The sequence below is a fragment of the Micrococcus sp. FDAARGOS_333 genome, assembly GCF_002206575.2.
Classification (GTDB): Bacteria; Actinomycetota; Actinomycetes; order Actinomycetales; family Micrococcaceae; genus Micrococcus; species Micrococcus lylae.
This window is the reverse complement of the sequence record NZ_NJFJ02000001.1, coordinates 611,178-632,311: the sequence shown is the minus strand read 5'-3', so window position 1 is coordinate 632,311 and position 21,134 is coordinate 611,178. Positions and strand designations below refer to the sequence as shown.

At 71.3% G+C, this 21,134-nt stretch carries 16 protein-coding genes and 1 pseudogene; 12 read left to right on the top strand and 5 right to left on the bottom strand.

The features are described from left to right. Positions 1–61 precede the first annotated feature (61 nt). Complete coding sequence (locus CEQ11_RS02920; RefSeq protein ID WP_088477696.1) at positions 62–3,646, bottom strand: S8 family serine peptidase; 3,585 nt, start codon at positions 3,644–3,646, stop codon at positions 62–64. A gap of 253 nt (positions 3,647–3,899) precedes the next feature. Between CEQ11_RS02920 and CEQ11_RS02915 the strand changes: the two genes are divergently transcribed. From CEQ11_RS02915 to CEQ11_RS12850, 4 genes and pseudogenes are all read left to right on the top strand, one after another. Beyond that, positions 3,900–4,877, top strand: a complete 978-nt coding sequence (locus CEQ11_RS02915; protein WP_070637062.1) for a 3-methyladenine DNA glycosylase — start codon at positions 3,900–3,902, stop codon at positions 4,875–4,877. A 230-nt stretch (positions 4,878–5,107) separates the two neighbouring features. Further along, complete coding sequence (locus CEQ11_RS02910) at positions 5,108–6,937, top strand: alpha/beta hydrolase (protein WP_227718702.1); 1,830 nt, start codon at positions 5,108–5,110, stop codon at positions 6,935–6,937. 158 nt (positions 6,938–7,095) lie between these two features. Further along, positions 7,096–7,215 (top strand): annotated as a pseudogene (locus CEQ11_RS02905) (helix-turn-helix transcriptional regulator); the annotation flags it as partial. Between the two features lie 11 nt (positions 7,216–7,226). After that, the gene (locus CEQ11_RS12850) at positions 7,227–7,370 is read left to right on the top strand and encodes a hypothetical protein (protein ID WP_193762974.1); all 144 of its coding nucleotides are present in this window, start codon (positions 7,227–7,229) and stop codon (positions 7,368–7,370) included. 83 nt (positions 7,371–7,453) lie between these two features. On the opposite strand, the gene CEQ11_RS13040 is transcribed toward CEQ11_RS12850, so the two are convergent. Both CEQ11_RS13040 and CEQ11_RS13035 read right to left on the bottom strand, forming a co-directional pair. After that, on the bottom strand, positions 7,454–7,915 hold the full coding sequence (locus CEQ11_RS13040; protein ID WP_088477694.1) for a YchJ family protein: 462 nt from the start codon (positions 7,913–7,915) through the stop codon (positions 7,454–7,456). Beyond that, a complete protein-coding gene (locus CEQ11_RS13035; protein WP_088477693.1) occupies positions 7,912–8,115 on the bottom strand; it encodes a hypothetical protein in 204 nt (67 codons plus the stop codon). The genes CEQ11_RS13040 and CEQ11_RS13035 overlap by 4 nt, the downstream gene beginning before the upstream one ends. 257 nt (positions 8,116–8,372) lie before the next feature. On the opposite strand from CEQ11_RS13035, the gene CEQ11_RS02890 reads away from it, so the two are divergent. Together CEQ11_RS02890 and CEQ11_RS02885 are read left to right on the top strand one after the other, a co-directional pair. Continuing rightward, positions 8,373–10,124, top strand: coding sequence for an MFS transporter (locus CEQ11_RS02890; RefSeq protein WP_227718701.1), 1,752 nt, complete (start codon positions 8,373–8,375; stop codon positions 10,122–10,124). Then, positions 10,117–10,731 carry a TetR/AcrR family transcriptional regulator gene (locus CEQ11_RS02885; RefSeq protein WP_088477692.1) on the top strand — a complete coding sequence of 205 codons (615 nt, stop codon included), beginning with the start codon at positions 10,117–10,119 and terminating at the stop codon, positions 10,729–10,731. Before CEQ11_RS02890 ends, CEQ11_RS02885 begins: the two co-directional genes overlap by 8 nt. A gap of 152 nt (positions 10,732–10,883) precedes the next feature. On the opposite strand, the gene CEQ11_RS02880 is transcribed toward CEQ11_RS02885, so the two are convergent. Continuing rightward, complete coding sequence (locus CEQ11_RS02880) at positions 10,884–12,038, bottom strand: hypothetical protein (RefSeq protein ID WP_088477691.1); 1,155 nt, start codon at positions 12,036–12,038, stop codon at positions 10,884–10,886. Between the two features lie 370 nt (positions 12,039–12,408). On the opposite strand from CEQ11_RS02880, the gene purS reads away from it, so the two are divergent. The 6 genes from purS (at position 12,409) to CEQ11_RS02850 (ending at position 20,021) form a co-directional block, all read left to right on the top strand. Further along, positions 12,409–12,675, top strand: a complete 267-nt coding sequence (gene purS, locus CEQ11_RS02875; RefSeq protein ID WP_067189266.1) for a phosphoribosylformylglycinamidine synthase subunit PurS — start codon at positions 12,409–12,411, stop codon at positions 12,673–12,675. After that, positions 12,675–13,469 carry a phosphoribosylformylglycinamidine synthase subunit PurQ gene (gene purQ, locus CEQ11_RS02870; protein WP_088477690.1) on the top strand — a complete coding sequence of 265 codons (795 nt, stop codon included), beginning with the start codon at positions 12,675–12,677 and terminating at the stop codon, positions 13,467–13,469. Before purS ends, purQ begins: the two co-directional genes overlap by 1 nt. Continuing rightward, a complete protein-coding gene (purL, locus tag CEQ11_RS02865) occupies positions 13,466–15,772 on the top strand; it encodes a phosphoribosylformylglycinamidine synthase subunit PurL (protein ID WP_088477689.1) in 2,307 nt (768 codons plus the stop codon). The genes purQ and purL overlap by 4 nt, the downstream gene beginning before the upstream one ends. 239 nt (positions 15,773–16,011) lie before the next feature. Beyond that, positions 16,012–16,695, top strand: a complete 684-nt coding sequence (locus CEQ11_RS02860; RefSeq protein WP_067189261.1) for a LysE family translocator — start codon at positions 16,012–16,014, stop codon at positions 16,693–16,695. A 162-nt stretch (positions 16,696–16,857) separates the two neighbouring features. Then, complete coding sequence (locus CEQ11_RS02855; protein ID WP_082739594.1) at positions 16,858–19,521, top strand: HAD-IC family P-type ATPase; 2,664 nt, start codon at positions 16,858–16,860, stop codon at positions 19,519–19,521. A 152-nt stretch (positions 19,522–19,673) separates the two neighbouring features. Continuing rightward, the gene (locus tag CEQ11_RS02850; protein WP_067189309.1) at positions 19,674–20,021 is read left to right on the top strand and encodes a YtxH domain-containing protein; all 348 of its coding nucleotides are present in this window, start codon (positions 19,674–19,676) and stop codon (positions 20,019–20,021) included. A 111-nt stretch (positions 20,022–20,132) separates the two neighbouring features. On the opposite strand, the gene CEQ11_RS02845 is transcribed toward CEQ11_RS02850, so the two are convergent. After that, the gene (locus CEQ11_RS02845) at positions 20,133–21,005 is read right to left on the bottom strand and encodes a hypothetical protein (RefSeq protein ID WP_067189259.1); all 873 of its coding nucleotides are present in this window, start codon (positions 21,003–21,005) and stop codon (positions 20,133–20,135) included. Positions 21,006–21,134: the final 129 nt, after the last annotated feature.

Below are 21,134 nucleotides of genomic sequence, written 5' to 3'. Positions count from 1 at the left end.
CACCGTTGCCGGTGCGGGGCCCTCTGCGTCAGGTCAGATCACCGGGTGATCCGAACTGTGATCAGCGGGTGCCGTCGAAGCGCTCCATGATCACGGCGACCTCACCGCGGGAGATGTCGGTGCCCGGACGGAAGGTGCCGTCACCGTATCCCTCCACGATGCCCTGGTCATGCAGCCAGGCGATCGCCTTGTAGTGGGTCGAGCCCGGAAGCACGTCCGTGTACGGGGACTCGGCCGGGGCGGTGTACTCCGGCTCACCGGCGGCGCGGTACATGAACGAGGCGAACTCGCCGCGGCTCACGTCGCGCTTCGGACGGAAGGTGCCGTCCAGGTAGCCGGTGGTCACGCCGGCCTGGGCCGCCCAGGTGATGGCCTCGTAGTGCGTGAAGCGCGTGGAGAGGTCAGAGAACGGCGAGGTGGCGGGAGCGGTGTGCTCCGGCTTGATGTAGCGGTACAGGAAGGCAATGGACTCACCACGGGTGATGTCGCGGTGCTTCTTGTACGTGCCGTCGACATAGCCGGAGGTGATCTCCGCACACTGCATCCAGCGCACGGCTCCGTAGAACTGCGAGCCCTCCGGGTTGTCCGAGAAGTCCTCGACGTCGCAGACCTCGGGGTCGCCCGGCTGGCCGCCGCCCTCACCCACGGTGATGGTGACGTTGGAGGTCACACCCGGAGCCCAGGTGATCACACCGCGCCAGGTGCCCTCGGTCAGGCCGGACCAGGAGACGGTGGTCTTGGTGGTCTGGCCCTTCACGACCGGAACCGGGTTCGGGTCGACGGTCAGGTTGCCGGCGTCGGCGGTCAGCTGGAGGGTCTCCAGGGTGGCGTCGTCGCTGGATCCGTCGTCGGTGCTGTACAGGTGCGCGATGACGATGTACTGACCGGCCGCCGGAGAGTTGATGGTGACGTCCTCGGACTCCGCAGCGGTGGCCCGCTCGATGAGCTGGCCGGACGGGGTGAAGACGAACAGGTCCCAGTCGGAGCCGGCACGGCCGGAGTTGATGGCGACGGAGAAGGACTCCACGCCCTCCGCCACGTTCACCTCACGGATGGCGGTCGACTCGTTCTCCGCGACATCGAGCTCACCGCCCGGCTTCTTGGTGATGGCCTCGGACTCGCTCTGGTTCAGACCCGCGATGGTCGGGGTCAGCTCGCCGGTGATGCCGGCCTTGACCTCCACGTCGTGGGAACCGGAGGCGCCCTCGTCGACGATGTCGGCGGTGCCGTTCTCGGCGGTGACCGAGGCGGCCTTGGCCTTCAGGGTGACCGGGGAGGTCACCGACTGGGCGGCCGGGCGCTCCCAGGACATGGAGCCGTGGGTCCAGGTGTCCAGCTCGGCATCGGTGCGCGAGATCGTCAGGGTGACCTCGGCCGACTGCCCCTTGGCGAGGGTCACGGTCGACGGGGAGGCCTTGATCTCGAAGCCCGGAACGTCCGAGGTGAACTTCCAGGTGCCTGCCTGGGTGGCGGTCACGGTGCGCTTCACCTCGGTGGAGCCCACCACGTCCGGGACCACGACGGACGGGACGTTGACGTCACGGCCGGCGATGTCGCCGAACAGCAGGGAGTCCCACTGCTTGGCGTCGGACTCGTACACCAGGCCCGGGGCCGCGGCGGCCTTCGGGTTGGCGGAGCCGGCGCCGGTGGCGAAGTTGTCCTGGTTGTCCGAGCCGTCGGAGTTCTTCACCGGGTCGGCGGTGGTCATCAGGGCGGACTTGATGGCCATCGGGGACCAGTCGGTGTGCTTGCCGGCCAGCAGGGCTCCCATGCCCGCCACGTTCGGCGAGGCCATGGAGGTGCCGGACATCAGGCCGAAGGTGTCTCCGCCGTAGTCCGGGTCCAGGGCGGAGACGCCGGCCAGGACGGCGACGCCCGGGGCGCCCACGTCCGGCTTCAGGAACTCCTGGTTCTCCGCGTTGGACGGGCCGCGCGAGGAGAAGCCGGCGACCTGCGGCAGCGGCTCCTCCGGCAGGCCGGTGGTGTCCTCGGGGACGATGGTGGCCTTGACGTCCTTGCCACGCACCTTGTCGATCACGGAGGTGTCGTTGGTGTGGACGGTCGGCACGGAGTGCAGATCGGCGTCCAGCGAGCCCTCGGTCATGTTGACCAGGATCATGCCGACGCCGCCGGCCTCCTCCACGGCCGCAGACTTGTCCACGCGCGCGATTTCGCCGCGCTCGCAGACCACGATCTTGCCGGCGGCCTCGTCGGAGAGTCCGCCCGGCACGCAGAGGCGCGCGGCCTTCTCGTCGGAGCCGGCGGCGACCTCGGAGGCGAGCACGACCTCGGCCGGACCGGCCTCAGAGGTGGCGGCGGAGGCGCCGCGGACCTTGGTGCCGTCCTCGAACTCGATGGTGCCGGTCAGCTCGTTGGAGAACGTCTGGGCGGCGACCGTGGTGAGCCACGGGGAGGAGTGGTTGACCGTGTTCGGGCCCGGGCCGGAGTTGCCGGCGGAGGCAGCCACGAAGATGCCGGCCTCGGCCGCGGAGCGGAAGGCCATGGCCACCGGATCCACGATCGAGTTGTTGTTGCCGGAGATCGAGTAGTTGAGCACGTCCACGTTGTTGGCGATCGCCTGCTCGATGGCGGCCACGGAGGCGGAGGTGTAGCAGCCGCCGGTGTTCGGGTCGTTGTCCTCCCAGCAGATCTTGTAGGAGATCAGCTTGGCTTCCGGAGCCACGCCGGAGCCCTCGCCGTAGGACTCGTCGTTCATGATCTGCTCGGTGCCGTGGTTGCCGAGGATCGTGGTGGCCACGTGGGTGCCGTGCGAGAACACGCCCAGCGGCGAGATGCGCTCGGACGGGTGACGGTTCTCGGCGGGCACGAAGGCCTCGAAGTCCTCGGAGAACGCGTAGGCGCCCAGGATCTTGTCGTTGCAGGACTCGGCGGGGAAGTCCGGGCCGGTCTCACAGTCGGCGTAGGCGGTGGTGCCGTCGGCCTTGAGCATGGCGGTGCGCCCGTCGGCCGTCTTGTACGGCTCGCCGACCTTCGGGGTGCCGGACAGCGGCTTGACCGGCTCGCCGGACACGAACGGCTGGTCCGGGTAGATGCCGGTGTCGATGACGCCGACCACGACGCCCTTGCCGGCCTGCGCCGCACCGCCGTAGGTGCTGTTCCAGGCGCCCTTGGAACCGGGCAGGCCCAGGAACTCGGTGGACGAGTAGTCCGGAGCGTTCTGCTCGTCCTTGGCGATGCCGAGGACGCGGTCGTCCTTCGCCAGCTGCATGGCCTGGGCCGGGGTCAGCTCGGCGACGAACGCGTTGAGCGCACGCTTGAACTTCATCTGCGTCTTGACGCCGGCGCCCTTGGCGACGGCCTCCTGACGCATGGCCAGGTGCTGCTCGTACTTGGCCACGGACGGGCGGTTCGCGTCGAACGGCTTGCCCTTGCCCGTGGCGGTGGCCTCGAAGCCGGCGGTGCCGCCGGTGTAGGTCACCGAGGGCTGGTCCTTGAGGACCACGAAGTAACGACCGGCCTCGTACTTGTCCGAGATCGTCGGCACGCCGGTGGTCGAGCTGGCCTGCACGTCGTTCGGGGCCGCCATGGCCGGAGCGCCCGCGATGGGCGCCACGACCAGGCCGGCACCGGCGACGGCGGCGGCCAGGGCCCGGAACCTCCGGGTGCGCTGGGGGTTATCAGACATAACCTCGCCTTTCCTCACCAATGATGTGGATTCCCCGCCCGGGACCGGGCGGGCGGTGCGGGTGCGGCGACTGGCGCCCTTGTTTCCCCTCAGGGCGTGATCCAGGCCATACACGCGAGTGCAAATCTAGCCTGGGTAAGCCCTGGACATCAGGACCGTTACCTGAATGTGATCTGAACGCGCCACACAGCGGGGGCCGGACGTCCGGAGAGAGCCGGCTCGGACCCGCGATTCGGGAAGAATGGGCGGAGTCATGCACTCCCCCTCTGACCTCCACCGCCGCCCTGCCACACCCCAGCAGGCCGACGTCGTCCTGTCCGCCGCCCAGTGGCGCGCCGCCGCCCGGGCGCATCGGGCCCGCATCGCCGAGCGCACCGATCCGCTCATGGCACTGCACAACGACGGCCTGCGCCACCCCGTGTACGACTTCCTCTTCACGTACTACAGCCAGTCCGCAGGCTCACTGCAGCGCTGGCACCCGGGGCTGGGCGTCATCCTCGCCGACGACTCGGCCGGCTCGGCCGCGGCGGCCGAGGCCGAGGAGTTCGCGCAGGCCCCGCGGACCAGGTGGACGCACTACCGCCGCGTCGCCCCCGGCGAGCACCCTGACGCCCCGGAGGGCGGCTGGACCGTGGACCAGGAGACCTTCGCCGCGGACCGCGCCACGGGGATCGCCTTCATCCGCGACCTGCTCGGCCGCACCGCGGGCCGTGAGGCCCGCCTCGGCTGCTTCGGCCTCCACGAGTGGGCCATGGCCTATCGCTCCGAGGTCCACGGGGTGCGCCACTCGACCGTGCCCCTGCGCCTCGGCACCAAGGGTACGAACGCCGTGGTGGAGGGCCAGCGGATCCGCTGCACGCACTTCGACGCCTTCCGCTTCTTCGCCCCCGAGGCCCGCACCCTGAACGAGGAGCAGCCGACCCGCCAGACGATGCGGGACATGGAGCAGCCCGGATGCCTGCACGGCAACATGGACCTCCACAAGTGGGCCGGCAAACTCACGCCGGCGGTCCCCTCGGAGCTCGCAGCGGACTGCTTCGAGCTGGCCTGGGAGATCCGGGAGATGGACATGAAGGCCTCGCCCTACGACCTCGTGGACTGGGGCTTCGAGCCGATCCGCATCGAGACGCCCGCGGGCCGGGCCGAGTACGCGCGACGCCAGCGCGAGTTCGCAGCCCGCGGCCAGGCTCTGCGGGCACGGCTGCTGGAGGCGACCTCGCGCCTGGCCTGACGACGGCCTTCCACTCCGCGGCACACTGTGACCGGCTGGTTACACACCGCCCTGACTGCCCTGGTCAGGCGTCGAATATCCATCCACTGGCATCGTGGAACCACGGCCCAGGGGTGATTCCCGCCACATTCAGTTCGCGTCGATCTGTAATGTGGCGCACACACAGACTGTCTGAGGGGGAAGCCTGTGTCACTCCCGGCAACACAACACGACAGATGAGGACGATGGGCATGAGCCTGAAGAAGTCGCGCTACATGAAGATCTCGGCGGCCGTGGCGGCGGTCGCCGCCCTGGGCCTGGGAGGCGTCGCCCCGGCGAGCGCCGCACCCGGCAACGGCAGCAACGGCAACGGGAACAACGGCAAGGGCAACCAGGTGAACGACGCCGGCGTCCTCGGCGCGCACCTGCTGGACCAGGAGCTGAACTGGGAGGACTGCGACTTCGGCTCGGAGTCCCTCAACGAGCGCTTCGGCGCCATCCCGGGCACCGCCTGCGCGGACGTGACCGTGCCGCGGGACTGGCACAACCCGACCGACGGCAACACCATCACCCTGCGGGTCGCCAAGACCGAGACCTCGAAGGGCAACCCGAACCGCCAGGGCATCGCCCTCGTGAACCCGGGCGGACCGGGCGGCTCCGGCCTGCCCTGGGGCCCGGCCATGGCCGAACGCGCCCCCGAGCTGGCGGAGTCCTACGACTTCATCGGCTTCGACCCGCGAGGCGTGGGCGAGTCCACTCCGCTGGAGTGCACGTACACCCCGGACCCGGACGCGGACATCTGGGAGGACCAGAAGGCCCAGACCGAGGCCTGCCTCGAGAACCCGCTCACCCCGTACATCACCACCGAGCAGACCGTGTATGACATGGACTTCATCCGCGCCCTGTTCGGCGAGGAGCAGCTGTCCTACATCGGCTACTCCTACGGCACCTGGCTGGGCTCCTGGTACCAGCGCGAGTTCCCGCAGCGCGCCCACCGCTTCCTGCTGGACTCCGCCGTGGACGTCTCCCGTGACGGCCTCCAGACCACCTGGGACCTGCAGCCGCGTTCCCGCGACCGCCAGTTCCAGGACATGACGCTCCCGTGGATGGCCCGCCATGACGACGAGTTCGGCCTGGGCACCGACGCGATGGAGATCCGCGAGCAGTGGGAGGCCGCCGGCGGCACCCGCTCGATGCTCGGCCAGTTGGTCGCCGGCTCGTTCATCCTCCCGGCGATGTACAACACCGCCGACTACCCGTTCGCCGGCGCGATGATCCGCATGTTCCTGCAGATCTCCGCCGAGGAGGCCGAGGCGGAGACCCCGGAGGAGGCGAAGGCCCAGCTCGAGGAGGTCGTCGCCCGGGCTCGCGCGGAGATGCCGGCCGACCAGGTGGCGGCCTTCGACCGCTTCGCCGCCCGGGGCATGGAGTCCGTGGAGAACCGCGGCCGCATCGCCGAGGCCGTGAAGACCGGCGATCAGGTGACCTTCTCCGGCACCTTCTCCGCCATCCGCTGCCAGGACGGCCAGTGGAACCAGTCGAAGGGCTACTGGACCTCGTGGGTCAAGGACCTGATCCGCAAGTCCCCGTGGATCGGCGTCATGATGGGCCCGTCCGAGTGCATGTACTGGCCCGCCCAGACCTCCATGCCGAAGCAGCCGGGTGGTGCCAAGGCCCAGGACGCCGTCATCATCCAGACGGAGCTGGACGCCGCCACCCCGTATGAGGGCGGCCACCGCGCCGCCGGCGTGCTGCGCAACACCTCGCTGATCTCCGTGGACAACGAGGGCTCGCACGGCGTCTTCCCGTACGGTTCCGAGTGTGTGGACGCCCCGGTGCGCGAGTACTTCCTGACCGGTGAGATGCCGGACGAGTACACGCTCTGCGAGGCCCTGCCGCTGCCGATGGACACCGAGGCCCACCAGGTGGCCGGCACCCCGACCCACAAGAACGACATCAAGATCAAGATGCGCACCGAGGCCGTCAAGGCCGCCAACCGCATCACCGAGGCCGCCATGCAGCGCGAGCTGCTGGACTCCCGTGCGGTGGTTCCCTCGGTCGAGGACTTCCTGAACCGCTGATCCTCTGCTGACGGGAGAGCGTCTCCCCCTTCACGACGACGGCCCCCGCACCTCCGCCTTCCCGGCGGCGGTGCGAGGGCCTCCCCGTGCCTGCAACCTCGGCTGCATAGCCTTCAGCGGCCCACCTCATGGTTTCCTCCTGACGCGATCGCGCCTGCCGCCAGACCGTGATCTCCTTGGAGAAGGGCCGCTACGACCCCTCGCTCCCGCTCGCCTTCCGCCTCGCCGCGGTGTTCGAGCGGCGGATCGAGGACCTGTTCACCCCGGACGAGGAATGAGGAGACCCGCCATGGGCGAGATGCCCCCGGAGCTGCGCCACCACGGATTCGAGGAGGACGACGCCCCGCGCCGTCCGAAGCCGATCGTCACGATCGTGGCGGTCCTCTGCCTGGCCGCGCTGGTCCTCTCGGTCCTCTCCGGTCTCTTCCTCTGAGGTCGGGACCGGGCCGACGCACGCATTCGAGACGTGCCGGCGTCAGTTGCCGGCCCGCCCTGAGGCAGACCGACGCCCTCCGGTCAGCGCACCTCGCCGTCGACGTAGACCCAGGCCCCATCCTCACGGCGGAAGCGGCTGGTCTCGTGCAGGCGGAAGCGGCCGCCCTCGCCCTCGCCGACCGCCACGAACTCGACCACACCGCGGTCCTGGAACGGCCCGCCGTCCTGGGTGGAGAGCACGGCCAGGCGCGTGAAGCGCGCCGCCGGCTCCGCCGGCGTCGGGGTGAGGTCCGCGGCGGAGGGGCGATGCTCGGCGGCCCAGGTGGCCCGCAGGTAGGCGACCATCGCGGCAGACTCCGCCGCGCCGTCGTCGTGGTTCGGATCCGCCTCGCCGAGGCGGGCGAACGCGGCGAAGCGCGAGCGCATGAGGGCCTCCGCGGTGGGCGCGGTCAGCTTCCCGGTGGCCGCGAAGCGCTGGTGTGCCCTCCCGCAGCACTCGGCGTAGGGCAGGCCGAGCCCGCAGGGGCAGGCCCCGGCGCTCACGCCTTCCCGCCGCGGCCGGCCTGACGGCGCTCGCGGGCGGTCGGGGCGGAGGTGTTCTTCGAACCGCGGATCGCGGCACCGATGACGCCGGCCAGGGCGAAGGCCATGGTCGGCAGGAGCGGGCTGATGCGGGGACGCCGAGCGCGGTCCGTGGCGGAGGCCGGCGGGCGGGCACCCTTCGGGGGACGTGCAGTGATCATGGCACCAGGCTAGGCCCGGGCGAGGCGTCCGAGCAGGCTCCTCCGCCGAGGGCGGAGCGGTTCGCCCGGGGACAGACGAAGGACGCCGAGCAGGCCCCCGGCCCGCGCCCATCCGCCTGAGCACGCACCGACGGGGCACCGGCCGCAGGCGCCGCCCACCACACTTTCGGCCAGATGGCCAAAAGGACTTGGCCGCCCGGCCAACTCTGTGTCAGGATGGTCCGCGTCCTAACCCGAACTTCCCCGTGAGGTGCCCTGTGTCCGCACTCCGCCGCTGGACCGCGATGGCCGTGCTGGTCCTGCCCGTGCTGCTGATCTCCATCGACATGTCCGTGCTCGGCATCGCCGTGCCGTCCCTGTCGGCCGACCTGCAGCCGAGCTCCACCCAGCTGCTGTGGATCATCGACCTCTACTCGTTCCTGCTGGCCGGACTGCTGATCTTCATGGGGTCCCTCGGCGACCGGATCGGGCGCCGGCGTCTGCTGCTCATCGGCGCCCCGCTGTTCGGCGCCGCCTCCCTGGTGGCGGCGTTCGCCACCACCCCGGAGACGCTGATCCTCGCCCGCGCCCTGCTCGGCATCGGCGGCGCCACCCTCATGCCCTCCACCCTCGGCCTGATCCGCACGATCTTCCCGGACCGCACTGAGCGCCGCACCGCGATCGCCGTGTGGGCCACCGCGTTCTCCGGCGGAGCCGCGCTCGGCCCCGTGGTGGGCGGTGCGCTGCTCGAGCACTTCTGGTGGGGCTCGGTGTTCCTCATGAACGTCCCGGTCATGGCGGCGTTCCTGCTGCTCGCCCCGTTCCTGCTGCCGGAGTCCAAGGACCCACACCCGGGCCCCTTCGACCCGCTGTCCGCACTGCTGTCCATCGTGGGCCTGATCGGCGTCGTCTACGCCCTGAAGACCGCCGCGAAGTCCCCGGACTGGACCGTGCTGGTGGGCCTGGCGGCCGGCGGCGCGGCACTGACCTGGTTCATCCTGCGGCAGCGGCGCCTGGCGAACCCGATGATCGACGTGTCCCTGTTCGGGAACATCGCCTTCACCTCCGCGGTGTCCATCAACGTGATCTCCATGTTCGCCTTGATGGGCCTGATGTTCTTCCTCCCCCAGTACCTGATGCTGGTGGAGGGCATGGGCTCGGCTGCGGCCGGTCTGTGGATGCTCCCGCTGGCGGCGGCCTCCGTAGTGGGCACCCTGCTCGCCCCTGCCCTGGCGAAGACCGTCTCCGTGCGCACCGTGATCATGGCCGGTCTGGGGTTGGTGATCTGCGGCTTCGGGGCGGGCACACAGATGCACGGGGACGAGACCATGCTCCTGTTCACGCTGCTGTCCTGCCTGTTCGGCCTCGGCGTGGGCCTGGCCGAGCCCCTCACCAACGACGTCATCCTCACCGCAGCCCCACCCGAGCGCGCCGGCGCGGCCGCCGCGATCTCCGAGACCGGCTACGAGTTCGGCGGCGCCATGGGCACCGCGGTGCTGGGCACCGCCGGCATGGCCCTCTATGCGGCGCAGGTGCGCGAGACCGCGGACCTGCCCGGCATGGACGCGGCCTCCGCGGACGCCGCCTCCCAGACCCTCGCCGCCGCCCACCGGATCGCCGAGTCCCTTCCCGACGGCGGCACCCGTCTCCTCGAGATCGCCGACGGCGCGTTCATGGCCGGCATGGACCTCGTCGCCGCGATCGGCATCGGCACGGCCGCGCTCACCCTGCTGCTGGCCTGGCACGGCCTGCGCTCGGAGGGCAGACAGGGGCAGCCGGCCGCCGCCCGGCAGTTCATCGCCGAGGCCGCGGCCGCACGGGACACCGCGCAGATGCGGCGGGTCGAGGCGCACGAGGTGCGCCGGGTCGAGGCGGACGAGGTGCGCCGGGGCGCCGCCGAGCCGGCCCCCGCACGAGGCGAGGGACAGGCGCAGGCACGAGCCGTCGTCGGGGAGCGGCCGGGCGGCACCTGCGGTGCGGTGCAGGACGAGGCAGGCGCCGCCGTCGGGAAGGAGCAGACCCGTGGCTGAGAAGCGCACCCACGTCCCCCTGGAGCAGCGGCGGCGCGAGCTGACCGAGACCGCCGTGCGGGTGATGGCGCGCGACGGCGCCTGGGCCCTGACCACCCGCGCTGTGGCCAAGGAGGCCGGCGTGCCGCACGGCACCGTGCACTATGCGTTCTCCTCGAAGAACGAGCTGCTGCGCGAGGTCATGCGGCTGGACATCAGCCACCTCAGCGACCTGGCCGCGGCGCAGCGGGAGCGCGAGATCTCCTCGGCACAGGACGTGCGGCACGCGGTGGCCGAGGTGTTCACGGCATATGCGGACTCGGTGATGGCGGACCCGGACACCGAGACCGCGTATTTCGAGCTGTCCCTGATGGCGGCGCGGGATCCGGAGCTGCGTGCGCTGTCCGGGCAGAGCCAGGGCGAGTATCGCGCCGTGGTGGCGCAGCTGCTGGAGGACATGGCCGCGCGGACCGGCCTGGCCTGGGACGCGGACGTCGCCCTGGTGGCCGAGCAGGCGCTGTCCGGGCTGTTCGGGGCGGCCGTCGGCTGGCTCGAGCACCGCGACGACGCCTTGTTCCGCGCCCTCCTCGACGACGCCGCCGAGGTGCTGGCCCGCAGGTTGGGATGAGGCGGTCGGGGCGTGCTCCCGTGCTGTTCCCCGGTGCTGATAATCGACGGTTTGTCATGGGATCGCAGAGATTCGCCGCGACCCCATGACAAACCGTCGATCCTGGCGGGGGGCTGCCCGCGCACGCTCACCGCGGAACCCGGGCGTCGTCGTCACGCCGGCCTGCGCGGCACTCCGACTCGCAGCAGCTCAGCCTCCAGACGCCGCGGGTCCTTCAGGTCAGCCCACGTCCAGTGCGTGACGTCGCGGCAAACCCTCCGAAGCTCCACGTCCCGTTGCTTCTCTCTGTTGATGGAGTTCCTCCTGTCCCGGGGGTCCGCGTGGAGGTCCACGTCATACTTGCCGATCCCGTCGAACTCGCCGGCGACCCGGACGTCCTCCCACCAGAAGTCGGTTCGCGCGACCTCCCGCCCGTCCTGCGCGAAGAAGCGCCGCTGGAGCTGCGGCGCCACGAACCCCAGTTCGTGGATGAGTGCCCGGGCGAGGGACTCTCCGGCCGACTCCGCACGGGCGTCCGAGAAGGACCAGGCCCGGGTGAACCTCTGCATCGCAGCCCTGCTCCTGAGCCTGTGGGCATGGTTCTCCGCCCACGTCTGAGAGGGGCCGGGCAGACGGCGGTGAAGCCCGTCGAGGGCGACGACGGCCTCTCGGAACGGAAGGGTGGACCCCAGGAGAAGCTGCAGGGTCGGCAGCGGATCGACCGTGACAGCACCGAGCGGCGTACCGTCCTTCAGCTGCGCCTCGACCGTGGCCGGCGCCAGGGGCGCCGCCGGCCAGGCGTTCCACCCGATCGCAGCCAACGCAAGCCGGCCACGCCAGCGCCGCGGCTTCTCCTTGACCGGAGCCTCGACGCCGTTCCAAGTCCAGCGCACCACGGGCAGCGCCCACAGCTTCTGCCGGTGCCGTCCTCGAGCAGCGTCTGAGAAGGGCGAGGCGGTCATCGCCCGCTTGGCACGGTGCCCGGGCACGCGGGATCGAAGCCAGATCTCGCGTGGCGTCTCCGCGAGCGGGAGGCCGTGCAGATGGGCCGCTGTCACGCCGGTGAACCGGGCCGCCGGATGAGTGAGCGCATAGGCCGCGCACGCCGCGGTGTACCGGTCCCATGGCGCCATGGCGGCCCAGCGCTCGAGACCGATGTAGACGCCGGGGCAGAGCCGGGCGACGCGCCCGGTCGTCCACAGCTTGCCGAGCAGGTTCGCGGCGGACTTGGGAGCTCCGTCCGCCAGCCGGAGCAGCGGCCCATGTCCGGGAATGAGGAGACCCTCCGCCCGAAGTCGAGCGGTCCGTTGTTCGAGAACGTCGTCCATGTGCCCAGCCTGCGGGATCCGGATGGACGACTCCGATCGGCTGTGGACAACTCCCGCCGGCAGTCGGCTCGATGCACGGGCGGGTTGCACCGGTGTCGTGGCGGCTGCGGTGGGCCGGATAATCGACGGTTGGTCAGGGGATCGCAGAGAATCTCCTCGATCTCGTGACGAACCGTCGATTATCAGCAGCAGAGGGCAGGCACCGGCACCCACCCGGCCTCACGCCCCCGGCTAGACTGGGCGGGCAAGCACGCGGAGCGTCCGGCGCCCAGGCCGACGTGAGACGGCACGAGACGGCGCGCCGCCGTGCTTCCAGCACCGTCAGCAGGCCCCGCCGCGCGGGGCGCACCAGGCACATCAGGAGCAGTGGATGCCCACCATCGTCGTCGACGTCATGCCCAAGCCCGAGATCCTCGACCCGCAGGGCAAGGCCATCGCCGGAGCCCTCCCCCGCCTCGGCTTCACCGCCTTCGAGCAGGTCCGCCAGGGCAAGCGCTTCGAGCTGCACGTGGAGGGCGAGGTCACCGACCAGATCCTCGAGCAGGCCCGCACCGCCGCAGCCGAGCTGCTGTCCAACCCGGTGATCGAGGACGTCGTGAACGTCGCCGTCCTGGACGAGTCGGAGGCCTCCGCCTGATGACCGCCGAGATCCCGCTGATCGGGGACTACTCCACCCCCGGCACAGAGCTCAACGGCGCCACGATCGGCGTCGTGACCTTCCCGGGCACGCTCGACGACGTCGACGCCGCCCGCGCCGTCCGCCTCTCCGGCGCCACCCCCGTGTCCCTCTGGCATGCGGACGAGGACGCCGCCGGCTCGCTCAAGGACCTGGACGCCGTGGTGATCCCCGGCGGCTTCTCCTACGGCGACTACCTTCGCGCCGGTGCCATCGCCCGCTTCGCCCCCATGATGGACGCCATCGCCGCGGCCGCCGGCGGCGAGGACGGCTCCACCAGGGGCCTGCCGGTCCTCGGCATCTGCAACGGCTTCCAGATCCTCACCGAGTCCCATCTGCTGCCGGGCTCGATGATCAAGAACGACCACCTGCACTTCATCTGCCGCGACCAGGCCCTCGCCGTCGAGAACAACGAGACCGCCTGGACCCGCGACTTCGCCCCGGGCCAGCGGATCACCATCCCGCTGAAGAACCAGGATGGCCAGTACGTGGCGGATGAGCCCACGCTCGACATGCTCGAAGGCGAGGGGCGCGTGGTCTTCCGCTACCTGGACGTGAACCCGAACGGCTCCCGCCGTGACATCGCGGGCATCACCAACGCCACCGGCAACGTGGTGGGCCTCATGCCGCACCCGGAGCACGCCGTGGAGCCCGGCTTCGGCCCGGACACCGAGGACGGCCTGCGCACCGGCCTCGACGGCCTGCCGTTCTTCACGTCCGTCCTGTCCACCCTCGCCTCCGGAGGTGCCGCATGAGCCAGCAGTTCAACATCGACACCGTCGAGCACGCCGCCGCCACCCCCGAGGCCGAGCAGCCCTGGGCCGAGCTGGGCCTGAAGGAGAACGAGTACGCCGAGATCAAGACGATCCTCGGCCGCCGCCCCACCGCCGCCGAGCTGGCCATGTACTCCGTCATGTGGTCCGAGCACTGCTCGTACAAGTCCTCGAAGGTGCACCTGCGCCAGTTCGGCGAGAAGCTCACCGACGAGATGAAGAAGAACCTGATGGTGGGCATCGGCGAGAACGCCGGCGTGACCGACCTCGGTGACGGCTGGGCCGTGACGTTCAAGGTCGAGTCCCACAATTCGCCCTCCTACGTGGAGCCCTACCAGGGCGCGGCCACGGGCATCGGCGGCATCGTGCGCGACATCATCTCCATGGGCGCCCGCCCGGTGGCAGTGATGGACCCGCTGCGCTTCGGCGCGATCGACCACCCGGACACCGCCCGCGTGTTCCACGGCGTGGTGGCCGGCATCGGCGGCTACGGCAACTCCCTGGGCCTGCCGAACATCGGCGGCGAGACCCGCTTCGACCCGATCTACCAGGGCAACCCGCTCGTCAACGCCCTCGCCGTGGGCGTGCTCAAGCACGAGGACCTGCGCCTGGCCAACGCCTCCGGCGTGGGCAACAAGGTGGTCCTGTTCGGCGCCCGCACCGGCGGGGACGGCATCGGCGGCGCCTCCGTGCTGGCCTCCGAGTCCTTCGACGGCGACGGCAAGCCCGCCAAGCGCCCCTCGGTGCAGGTCGGCGACCCCTTCTCCGAGAAGGTGCTCATCGAGTGCTGCCTCGAGCTGTTCCGCGGCTCCCTCGTCGAGGGCATCCAGGACATCGGCGCCGCCGGCATCTCCTGCGCCACCTCCGAGCTCGCCTCCAACGGCGAGGGAGGCATGCGCGTGGAGCTGACGGACGTGCTGCTGCGCGACTCCACGCTGACCCCGGGCGAGATCCTCATGTCCGAGTCGCAGGAGCGCATGATGGCCGTGGTGACCCCTCAGAACGCCGAGGCGTTCGAGAAGGTCATGGCCAAGTGGGACGTGGAGTACTCGTGGCTGGGCGAGGTCACCGGTGACGGCCGCCTGGTCATCACCTGGGACGGCGAGGTCATCGTGGACGTGGACCCGCGCACCGTGGCCCATGACGGCCCGGTGTACGAGCGCCCGTACCACCGCCCCGCGGGCCAGGACGCCCTCCAGGCGGACACCTTCCGCTCCTCGGCCGCCGGCTCAGACCTCCCGTCCGACGGCGACGCCCTCCGCGCCGCCGTCCTGGAGCTCATGGCGTCCCCGAACCTGGCGGACACCTCCTGGATCACGGACCAGTACGACCGCTACGTGCGCGGCAACACCGCCCTGTCCGCCCCGGACGACGCGGGCGTGATCCGCGTGGACGAGGAGACCGGCATGGGCGTGGCCGTCTCCACGGACTGCAACGACCGCTTCGCGTACCTGGACCCGTACGCCGGCGCGCAGCTGTCCCTGGCGGAGTCCTACCGCAACGTCACCACCGCGGGCGCCGTCCCGCTGGCGGTGACCGACTGCCTGAACTTCGGCTCCCCGGAGGACCCGGAGGTCATGTGGCAGTTCGCGGAGGCCGTGCGCGGTCTGGCGGACGCCTGCCAGGAGCTCGGCATCCCGGTGACCGGCGGCAACGTGTCCCTGTACAACCAGACCGGCGGCGTGGCCATCCACCCGACCCCCACCGTGGGCGTGCTGGGCCAGTTCGACGACGTCTCCCGGCGCACCCCGTCCGGCTTCGGCCGGGACGCGGACGGCCAGGCGATCTACCTGCTCGGCGCCACCGCGGACGAGCTGGACGGCTCCGAGTTCGCCCGCCTGCGCGGCCACCTGGGCGGCCGGCCGCCCGCGCTGGACCTGGCGCAGGAGAAGCTGCTCGGCGACCTGCTGATCAACGCCTCCCGCGACGGCATGATCGACGCCGCGCACGACGTCTCCGGCGGCGGCCTCGCGGCCACCCTGTCCGAGATGGTGCTGCGCTTCGGCGTGGGCGCCCGCGTGGTGCTGGACGAGGTCATGGAGCGCGACGGCGTGGACGCCTTCACCGCCCTGTTCTCCGAGTCGCAGGGCCGCGCGGTGGTCTCGGTGCCGCGCACCGAGGAGGTCCGCTTCACGGACATGACCACGGCCCGGAACTACCCGGCGCTGCGCATCGGCGTGGTGGACGCGGAGTCCGGGGCCCTCGAGGTGCAGGACCAGTTCACCCTGCCGATCGCCGAGCTGCGCGAGGCCTGGGAGGCCACCTTGCCGAAGCACTTCGGCTGAGCCGCACCGCCGGCGCACCGGGCCGCCGTGCGGGCCGGCTGACGCCGGCGTCCCGACGACGGCCGCTCACCACGGGTTCCGCACCTGCGGGACCGAGGTGGGCGGCCGTCGTCGTCCGTCCGGTGGACCGTGTCCGGGCGCCGCGCCGCGGGCCGCCTGCACCGGCCCTATCCTGCTCGCAGGCCCACGCGAATCGGCCTCACGGCGCACGCAGACCCCGTTCCGGAAGGAGGACCGGCATGGAGTACGGCCAGGCGCTGCTGGCGTTCACCGGCGTCGCCCTGCTGCTGACGGTCACGCCGGGGTTGGACATGGCCCTGGTGCTGCGCTCAGCGCTGACGAGGGGACACTCCCACGCGCTCGTCACGGGTCTGGGCGTCTGTGCCGGCGCCCTGATCTGGGGGCTGGCCGCGGCGGTGGGCATCGCCGCACTGCTCGCGGCCTCGGACCTGGCCTACACGGCTCTCAAGGCGGTCGGTGCCGCCTACCTGATCTGGCTCGGCGTCTCCATGATCCGCGCAACGCTCAGGCGAGGCGGGCAGGAGCCCGACCCCGTGACGGACATGCTGGAGACGGTCCCCGCGGGCCCCGGCCCGGCCCCCGCTGCCGCACCTGCGGAAAGGCTTTCCCGCGGTTTCCTGCGCGGGTTCACCACGAACCTGCTGAATCCGAAGGTGGGCGTCTTCTATCTGGCGCTGATCCCGCAGTTCATGGCGCAGGGCGTGCCCGCCTGGCTCATGGGGCTCTCGCTGGCCGGCGTGCACGCGGCGCTGACACTGGTGTTCTTCGCCGTGCTCATCGCCGCTGCGCACGCCTTCCGCCGGCTGTTGACGGGCACGCGTGCGACCGACTGGATCGACCGTGTCACCGGCGGCGTCCTGCTGCTGTTCGGCGGCCTCCTCCTGCTGGACGACGCCCGCTGAGCGCCTGCGGTGCGGGCCGGGCGCACCACCGCCGCCGGATCTCCTCCCTGAGTCGGATACGGCGGCCCACAGCCCCCGATTAGAGTGGGTCACCGGCCCGCCTTCTGCCCCGCGGGCCGGGCGGGGATCCGCCCGCCAGGACCACAGGAGGGACGCACCGGGATGACAGCCGAGGACGGGACGACGTCGGCCACCGGCCTCCACGCCTCCGGCCCCTCCCGGTCCTCCGGCATGCCCACCGGCGTACCCGCCGGGGACCTGACCGGCCTGACCTCGGCGCAGGTCGCCGAGCGTGTGGCCGCCGGCAAGACCAACGCCCAGCCAGACGACACGTCTCGCTCGCTGGCCATGATCCTCCGTGTCCACGTCCTGACCCTGTTCAACCTCACGATCGGCCTGGCCGCCGCTGTGGTGATCGTGCTCGGCCGATGGCTGGACCTGCTGTTCTGCCTGGCCGCCGTGGCCAACGTGGTCATCGGTGTGGTCCAGGAGTACTCGGCCAAGCGGAAGCTGGAGAAGATCGCGCTGCTGCACCAGGACGGCGTCACGGTGGTCCGGGACGGCTCCCGGAAGACCGTCGCCCTGGCGGATGTGGTCCTGGACGACCTGGTGGCGCTGCGCCGCGGCGACCAGGTGCCGGTGGACGCCGAGGTCCTCACCGCGGAGGGTCTGGACCTGGACGAGTCCCTGCTCACCGGCGAGTCGGACGCGGTGCCGAAGCGCCCGGGGGACACCGTGCTCTCCGGGTCCGCGGTGATCGCCGGCGCCGGCCTGGTGCGGGCCACCGCGGTCGGCGCGGACTCGCACGCCTCCAGGCTCGCGGCACAGGCCCGCCGCTTCACCAAGATCTCCTCCGAGCTGCGCGGAGCCCTGGAGAAGGTGGCCTCCTGGATCACGTTCGCCCTGATCCCGATCGTGGCGGTCATCGTCCACGGCCAGGTGCAGGCCTTCGGGGGCTGGTCCTACGCCCTGGCGAACCCGCGCGAGGCGGCCCTGGAGCCGGCCCTGGTGGCGTCCGTGGCCGCGGTGACCAGCATGATCCCGCAGGGCCTGGCGCTGATGACCACCATCTCCTTCGCCGTGGCCGCGCTGAAGCTGGCTCGTGAGCAGGTGCTGATCCAGGAGCAGCCGGCGGTGGAGATCCTCGCCCGCGTGGACGTGGTCTGCGTGGACAAGACCGGCACGCTCACCGAGGGCGGCATCGTCTTCCACGGCGCCCACCCCTGGGACACGGATCCTGCGGTTCCGTCCGCCCTTGACGACGACGGCGCCCGTGCCTCCGCCTCGGGCCGCGCCCGGGACGGGGACGTCGCCTCCGCCGGAGAGCTGCTCACGGCTGCCGAGCCGGCCGGGGCCTCCACCCTCTCCCCCGCTGCCCGGGCCGTGCTGGCCGTGGCCGGCGCGGACCCGGACGCCAATCCGACGGCCGCCGCCCTGCGGGAGCCGTTCGCCGAGGTCCCGGACGTGCGCCCGGCGCAGGCGGTGGCGTTCTCGAGCGCCCGCCGCTGGTCCGCGCTCGCCTTCGACGCGGCCGCCGAAGAGCAGGTCCCCGGCCTGGCGGGCACCTGGCTGATGGGTGCCCCGGAGGCGCTGGTGGATGTGGAGACGATCGGTGTGCAGGGTGCGGAGGAGCTGACCGCCCGCTGCACGATCACCGCGGACGCGGGGCTGCGCACGATCCTGCTGTGCCGCACGGACCGCCCGCTGGACGGCGACCGCCTGCCCTCGGGCATCCGCCCGGTCGCAATCCTGACCTTCGCCGAGGACGTGCGCGAGGACGCCGCGGAGACCCTGGACTACTTCCGGGAGCAGGGCGTGCAGATCAAGGTGATCTCCGGAGACAGCCCCCGCACGGTGGCGGCCGTCGCCCGCGAGGTCGGCATGGAGCTGGCCGGGGAGGCCGTGGACGCCCGTCGGCTGCCGGAGGATGCGGACGAGCTCGCCGACGTCATGGACGCCCACGAGGTGTTCGGCCGGGTGAGCCCGGAGCAGAAGCAGTCCATGGTGAAGGCCCTGCAGGCACGCGGCCACGTGGTGGCCATGACCGGCGACGGCGTGAACGACGCCCTGGCGCTGAAGTCCGCGGACCTCGGCATCGCCATGGGCAACGCGGCGCCCGCCACGAAGGCGGTCTCCCGCCTCGTGCTGCTGGACGGGAGGTTCGCGCGCCTGCCCTCCGTGCTCAAAGAGGGCCGCCAGGTCATCGCGAACATGGAGCGCCTGGCGCACATCTATCTGACCAAGACCACCTACGCCGCCTTCTTCGGGGTGGTCTTCTCCCTGCTGTTCTGGCAGTTCCCGCTGCTGCCGCGTCAGGCCTCCACGGTGGACTTCCTGATGATCGGCCTGCCGACGTTCTTCCTGGCACTGCTGTCCAACCCGCGCCGCTACGTGCCCGGATTCCTGAAGCGGGCCCTGCTGTTCGCGGTCCCGTCCGGCACGGTGATCCTGCTCGGCCTGCTCGCCCTCGGCGCCTACATCCGCCTGTTCGCCGCCGTCCCGGCCTCGCCCGCCCAGCAGCAGGCGGCCGCCATGATCACGCTGACGCTCATGGGCCTGTGGGTGCTCACGGTGATGACGCGACCGTTCACGAAGCGCACGGCGGTCCTCGTGCTGGCCATGTACGCCCTGCTCGCCCTGGTGCTGGCCGTGCCGGCGTCCCGCTGGTACCACCTGATCGAGGTGCCGGCCCCGGACCTGCTGGCCGCCGCGGTGACGATCGCCGTGGCCGGATGCGCCCTGATCGAGCTGGTCCACCGCGTCCACCACGCAAGAGTGGTGAGGCCCACGCTCCACCCCGTCCCATCTGCGGCTTCGCAGGCCTGACACCACACGCCCTGGGCTGAATCCGCGCCCAGACGTTGACCTGGCGGCCTCGGTACGGCAAAAGTGGGACTCAAACGGCGGATGGGCCTGACGAGGGGGGCCGCCTCGGCTCCGCAGCCCACCGCCCCCGTTCCTACAGAAGGAGAATGGACATGCGTCTGATCACCCTTGGCGTCGGTGCCGCCCTCGGCTACTTCCTCGGTTCCCGTGAGGGCCGCCAGAACCTGAACAAGATGACCAACAACGCCCAGAAGTTCTGGAACGACCCGAAGACCCAGGAGAAGGTCTCGCAGGTCCAGGGCCAGGCCACCCAGAAGTGGGAGGAGGCCAAGTCCAACGAGAAGGTCCAGAACCTGACCTCCACCGTCCAGCACAAGGTGGACGACGCGAAGGCCAAGGTCTCCGGCAACGGCGACAGCGCCGTCAAGGCCGACGCCGACGTGGTCTCCGACCCGTCCACCCCGATGTCCTCCGAAGGCCCGGCCGGCGCTCAGAACTGAGCCGTCTGCGCCTGAGGCGCGATGCGAAGACCCCCGATCGTTCCCGGTCGGGGGCCTTTGTGCGCATGCACACCAGCCGGGCGGTCAGCCCTGGCCGTCGAGTCCGGGCGGTCAGCCCTGACCGTCGATGCCAGGCGCCTCGCGGACCTCGTCTTCCGCGGGGGCCTCGACCTCCTCCACCGAATCCCAGCCGGAGAACGTCATCTCGGTGGCAGGGGCCTTCTCACCGTCCTCACCCTCTTCACCCCGGAGCTCCAGGGCGAGGAGCTCGCCGTCCCCGTCCACCACGAAGGCGTGCACCAGGGACATGTCGAGCTCGTTCAGGGCGGCCGCACCCTGGTCCAGACCGTCGGAGTCCTCCCCCTCGGTCTCCGCCTCCTGGGCAGCGGACTCGGCGATGTCCTGGGGGATCTCATAGCGGTAGGCCTTCTCACCGTCGCGGTCGACCTCCTGCGCCTCCGCGTCAACGCCCTCGAGGGCGCCGGCGTCAGGGAGCTTGGCCAGCATCGACTCACGCAGAGAGCCGATCATGCCCCTCTGGTCTTCCGGGACGTCCTGGGCGATCCACTTGTCCCCCAGGCCCATCATCGCCTTGGCGTTCTGGTCCAGGTCTTCGCCGTCCACGTCCATGCGGATGTAGCCCTTCTCTCCGACCTCGCGCACCTCCATGGAGAAGTCCCCCTGGTCGGCCTTCATGCGCATGGTCAGCTGGCCGTTCGGCTCCCCGGTGCTCCCGGAGGCCTCGAGGGTGCCGGAGGCCGCACCGCCCTGCAGCGCCTCCTCGGGAAGCTCCGCCGTGAGCCGGAAGGACTCGGCCTCCGCGAGCTGCTCCCGGGCGCCGTCCCATGCCTCACCGGCGGAGTCCGGGCCGCCGCAGGCGGAGAGCGTCAGGGCGGCCGTGACGGCCAGGGCGCCCAGGCCGAGGCGGGACAGCGCACCTGCGGCGGAACGGTCGGCGGCGGTGCGGGGCGTCGAGGAGATCACGCGGGGATCCTTCCGTCGGGGTGCAGGGATCTGCCCTTCCACGGTACCCGGCGGGCGCTGCGGCCGGAGGCGGGGGACCGTCGGCGGGGCGCTGCAGCCGGAGGCGGGCGCAGCGGCCGAAGGCGGGGC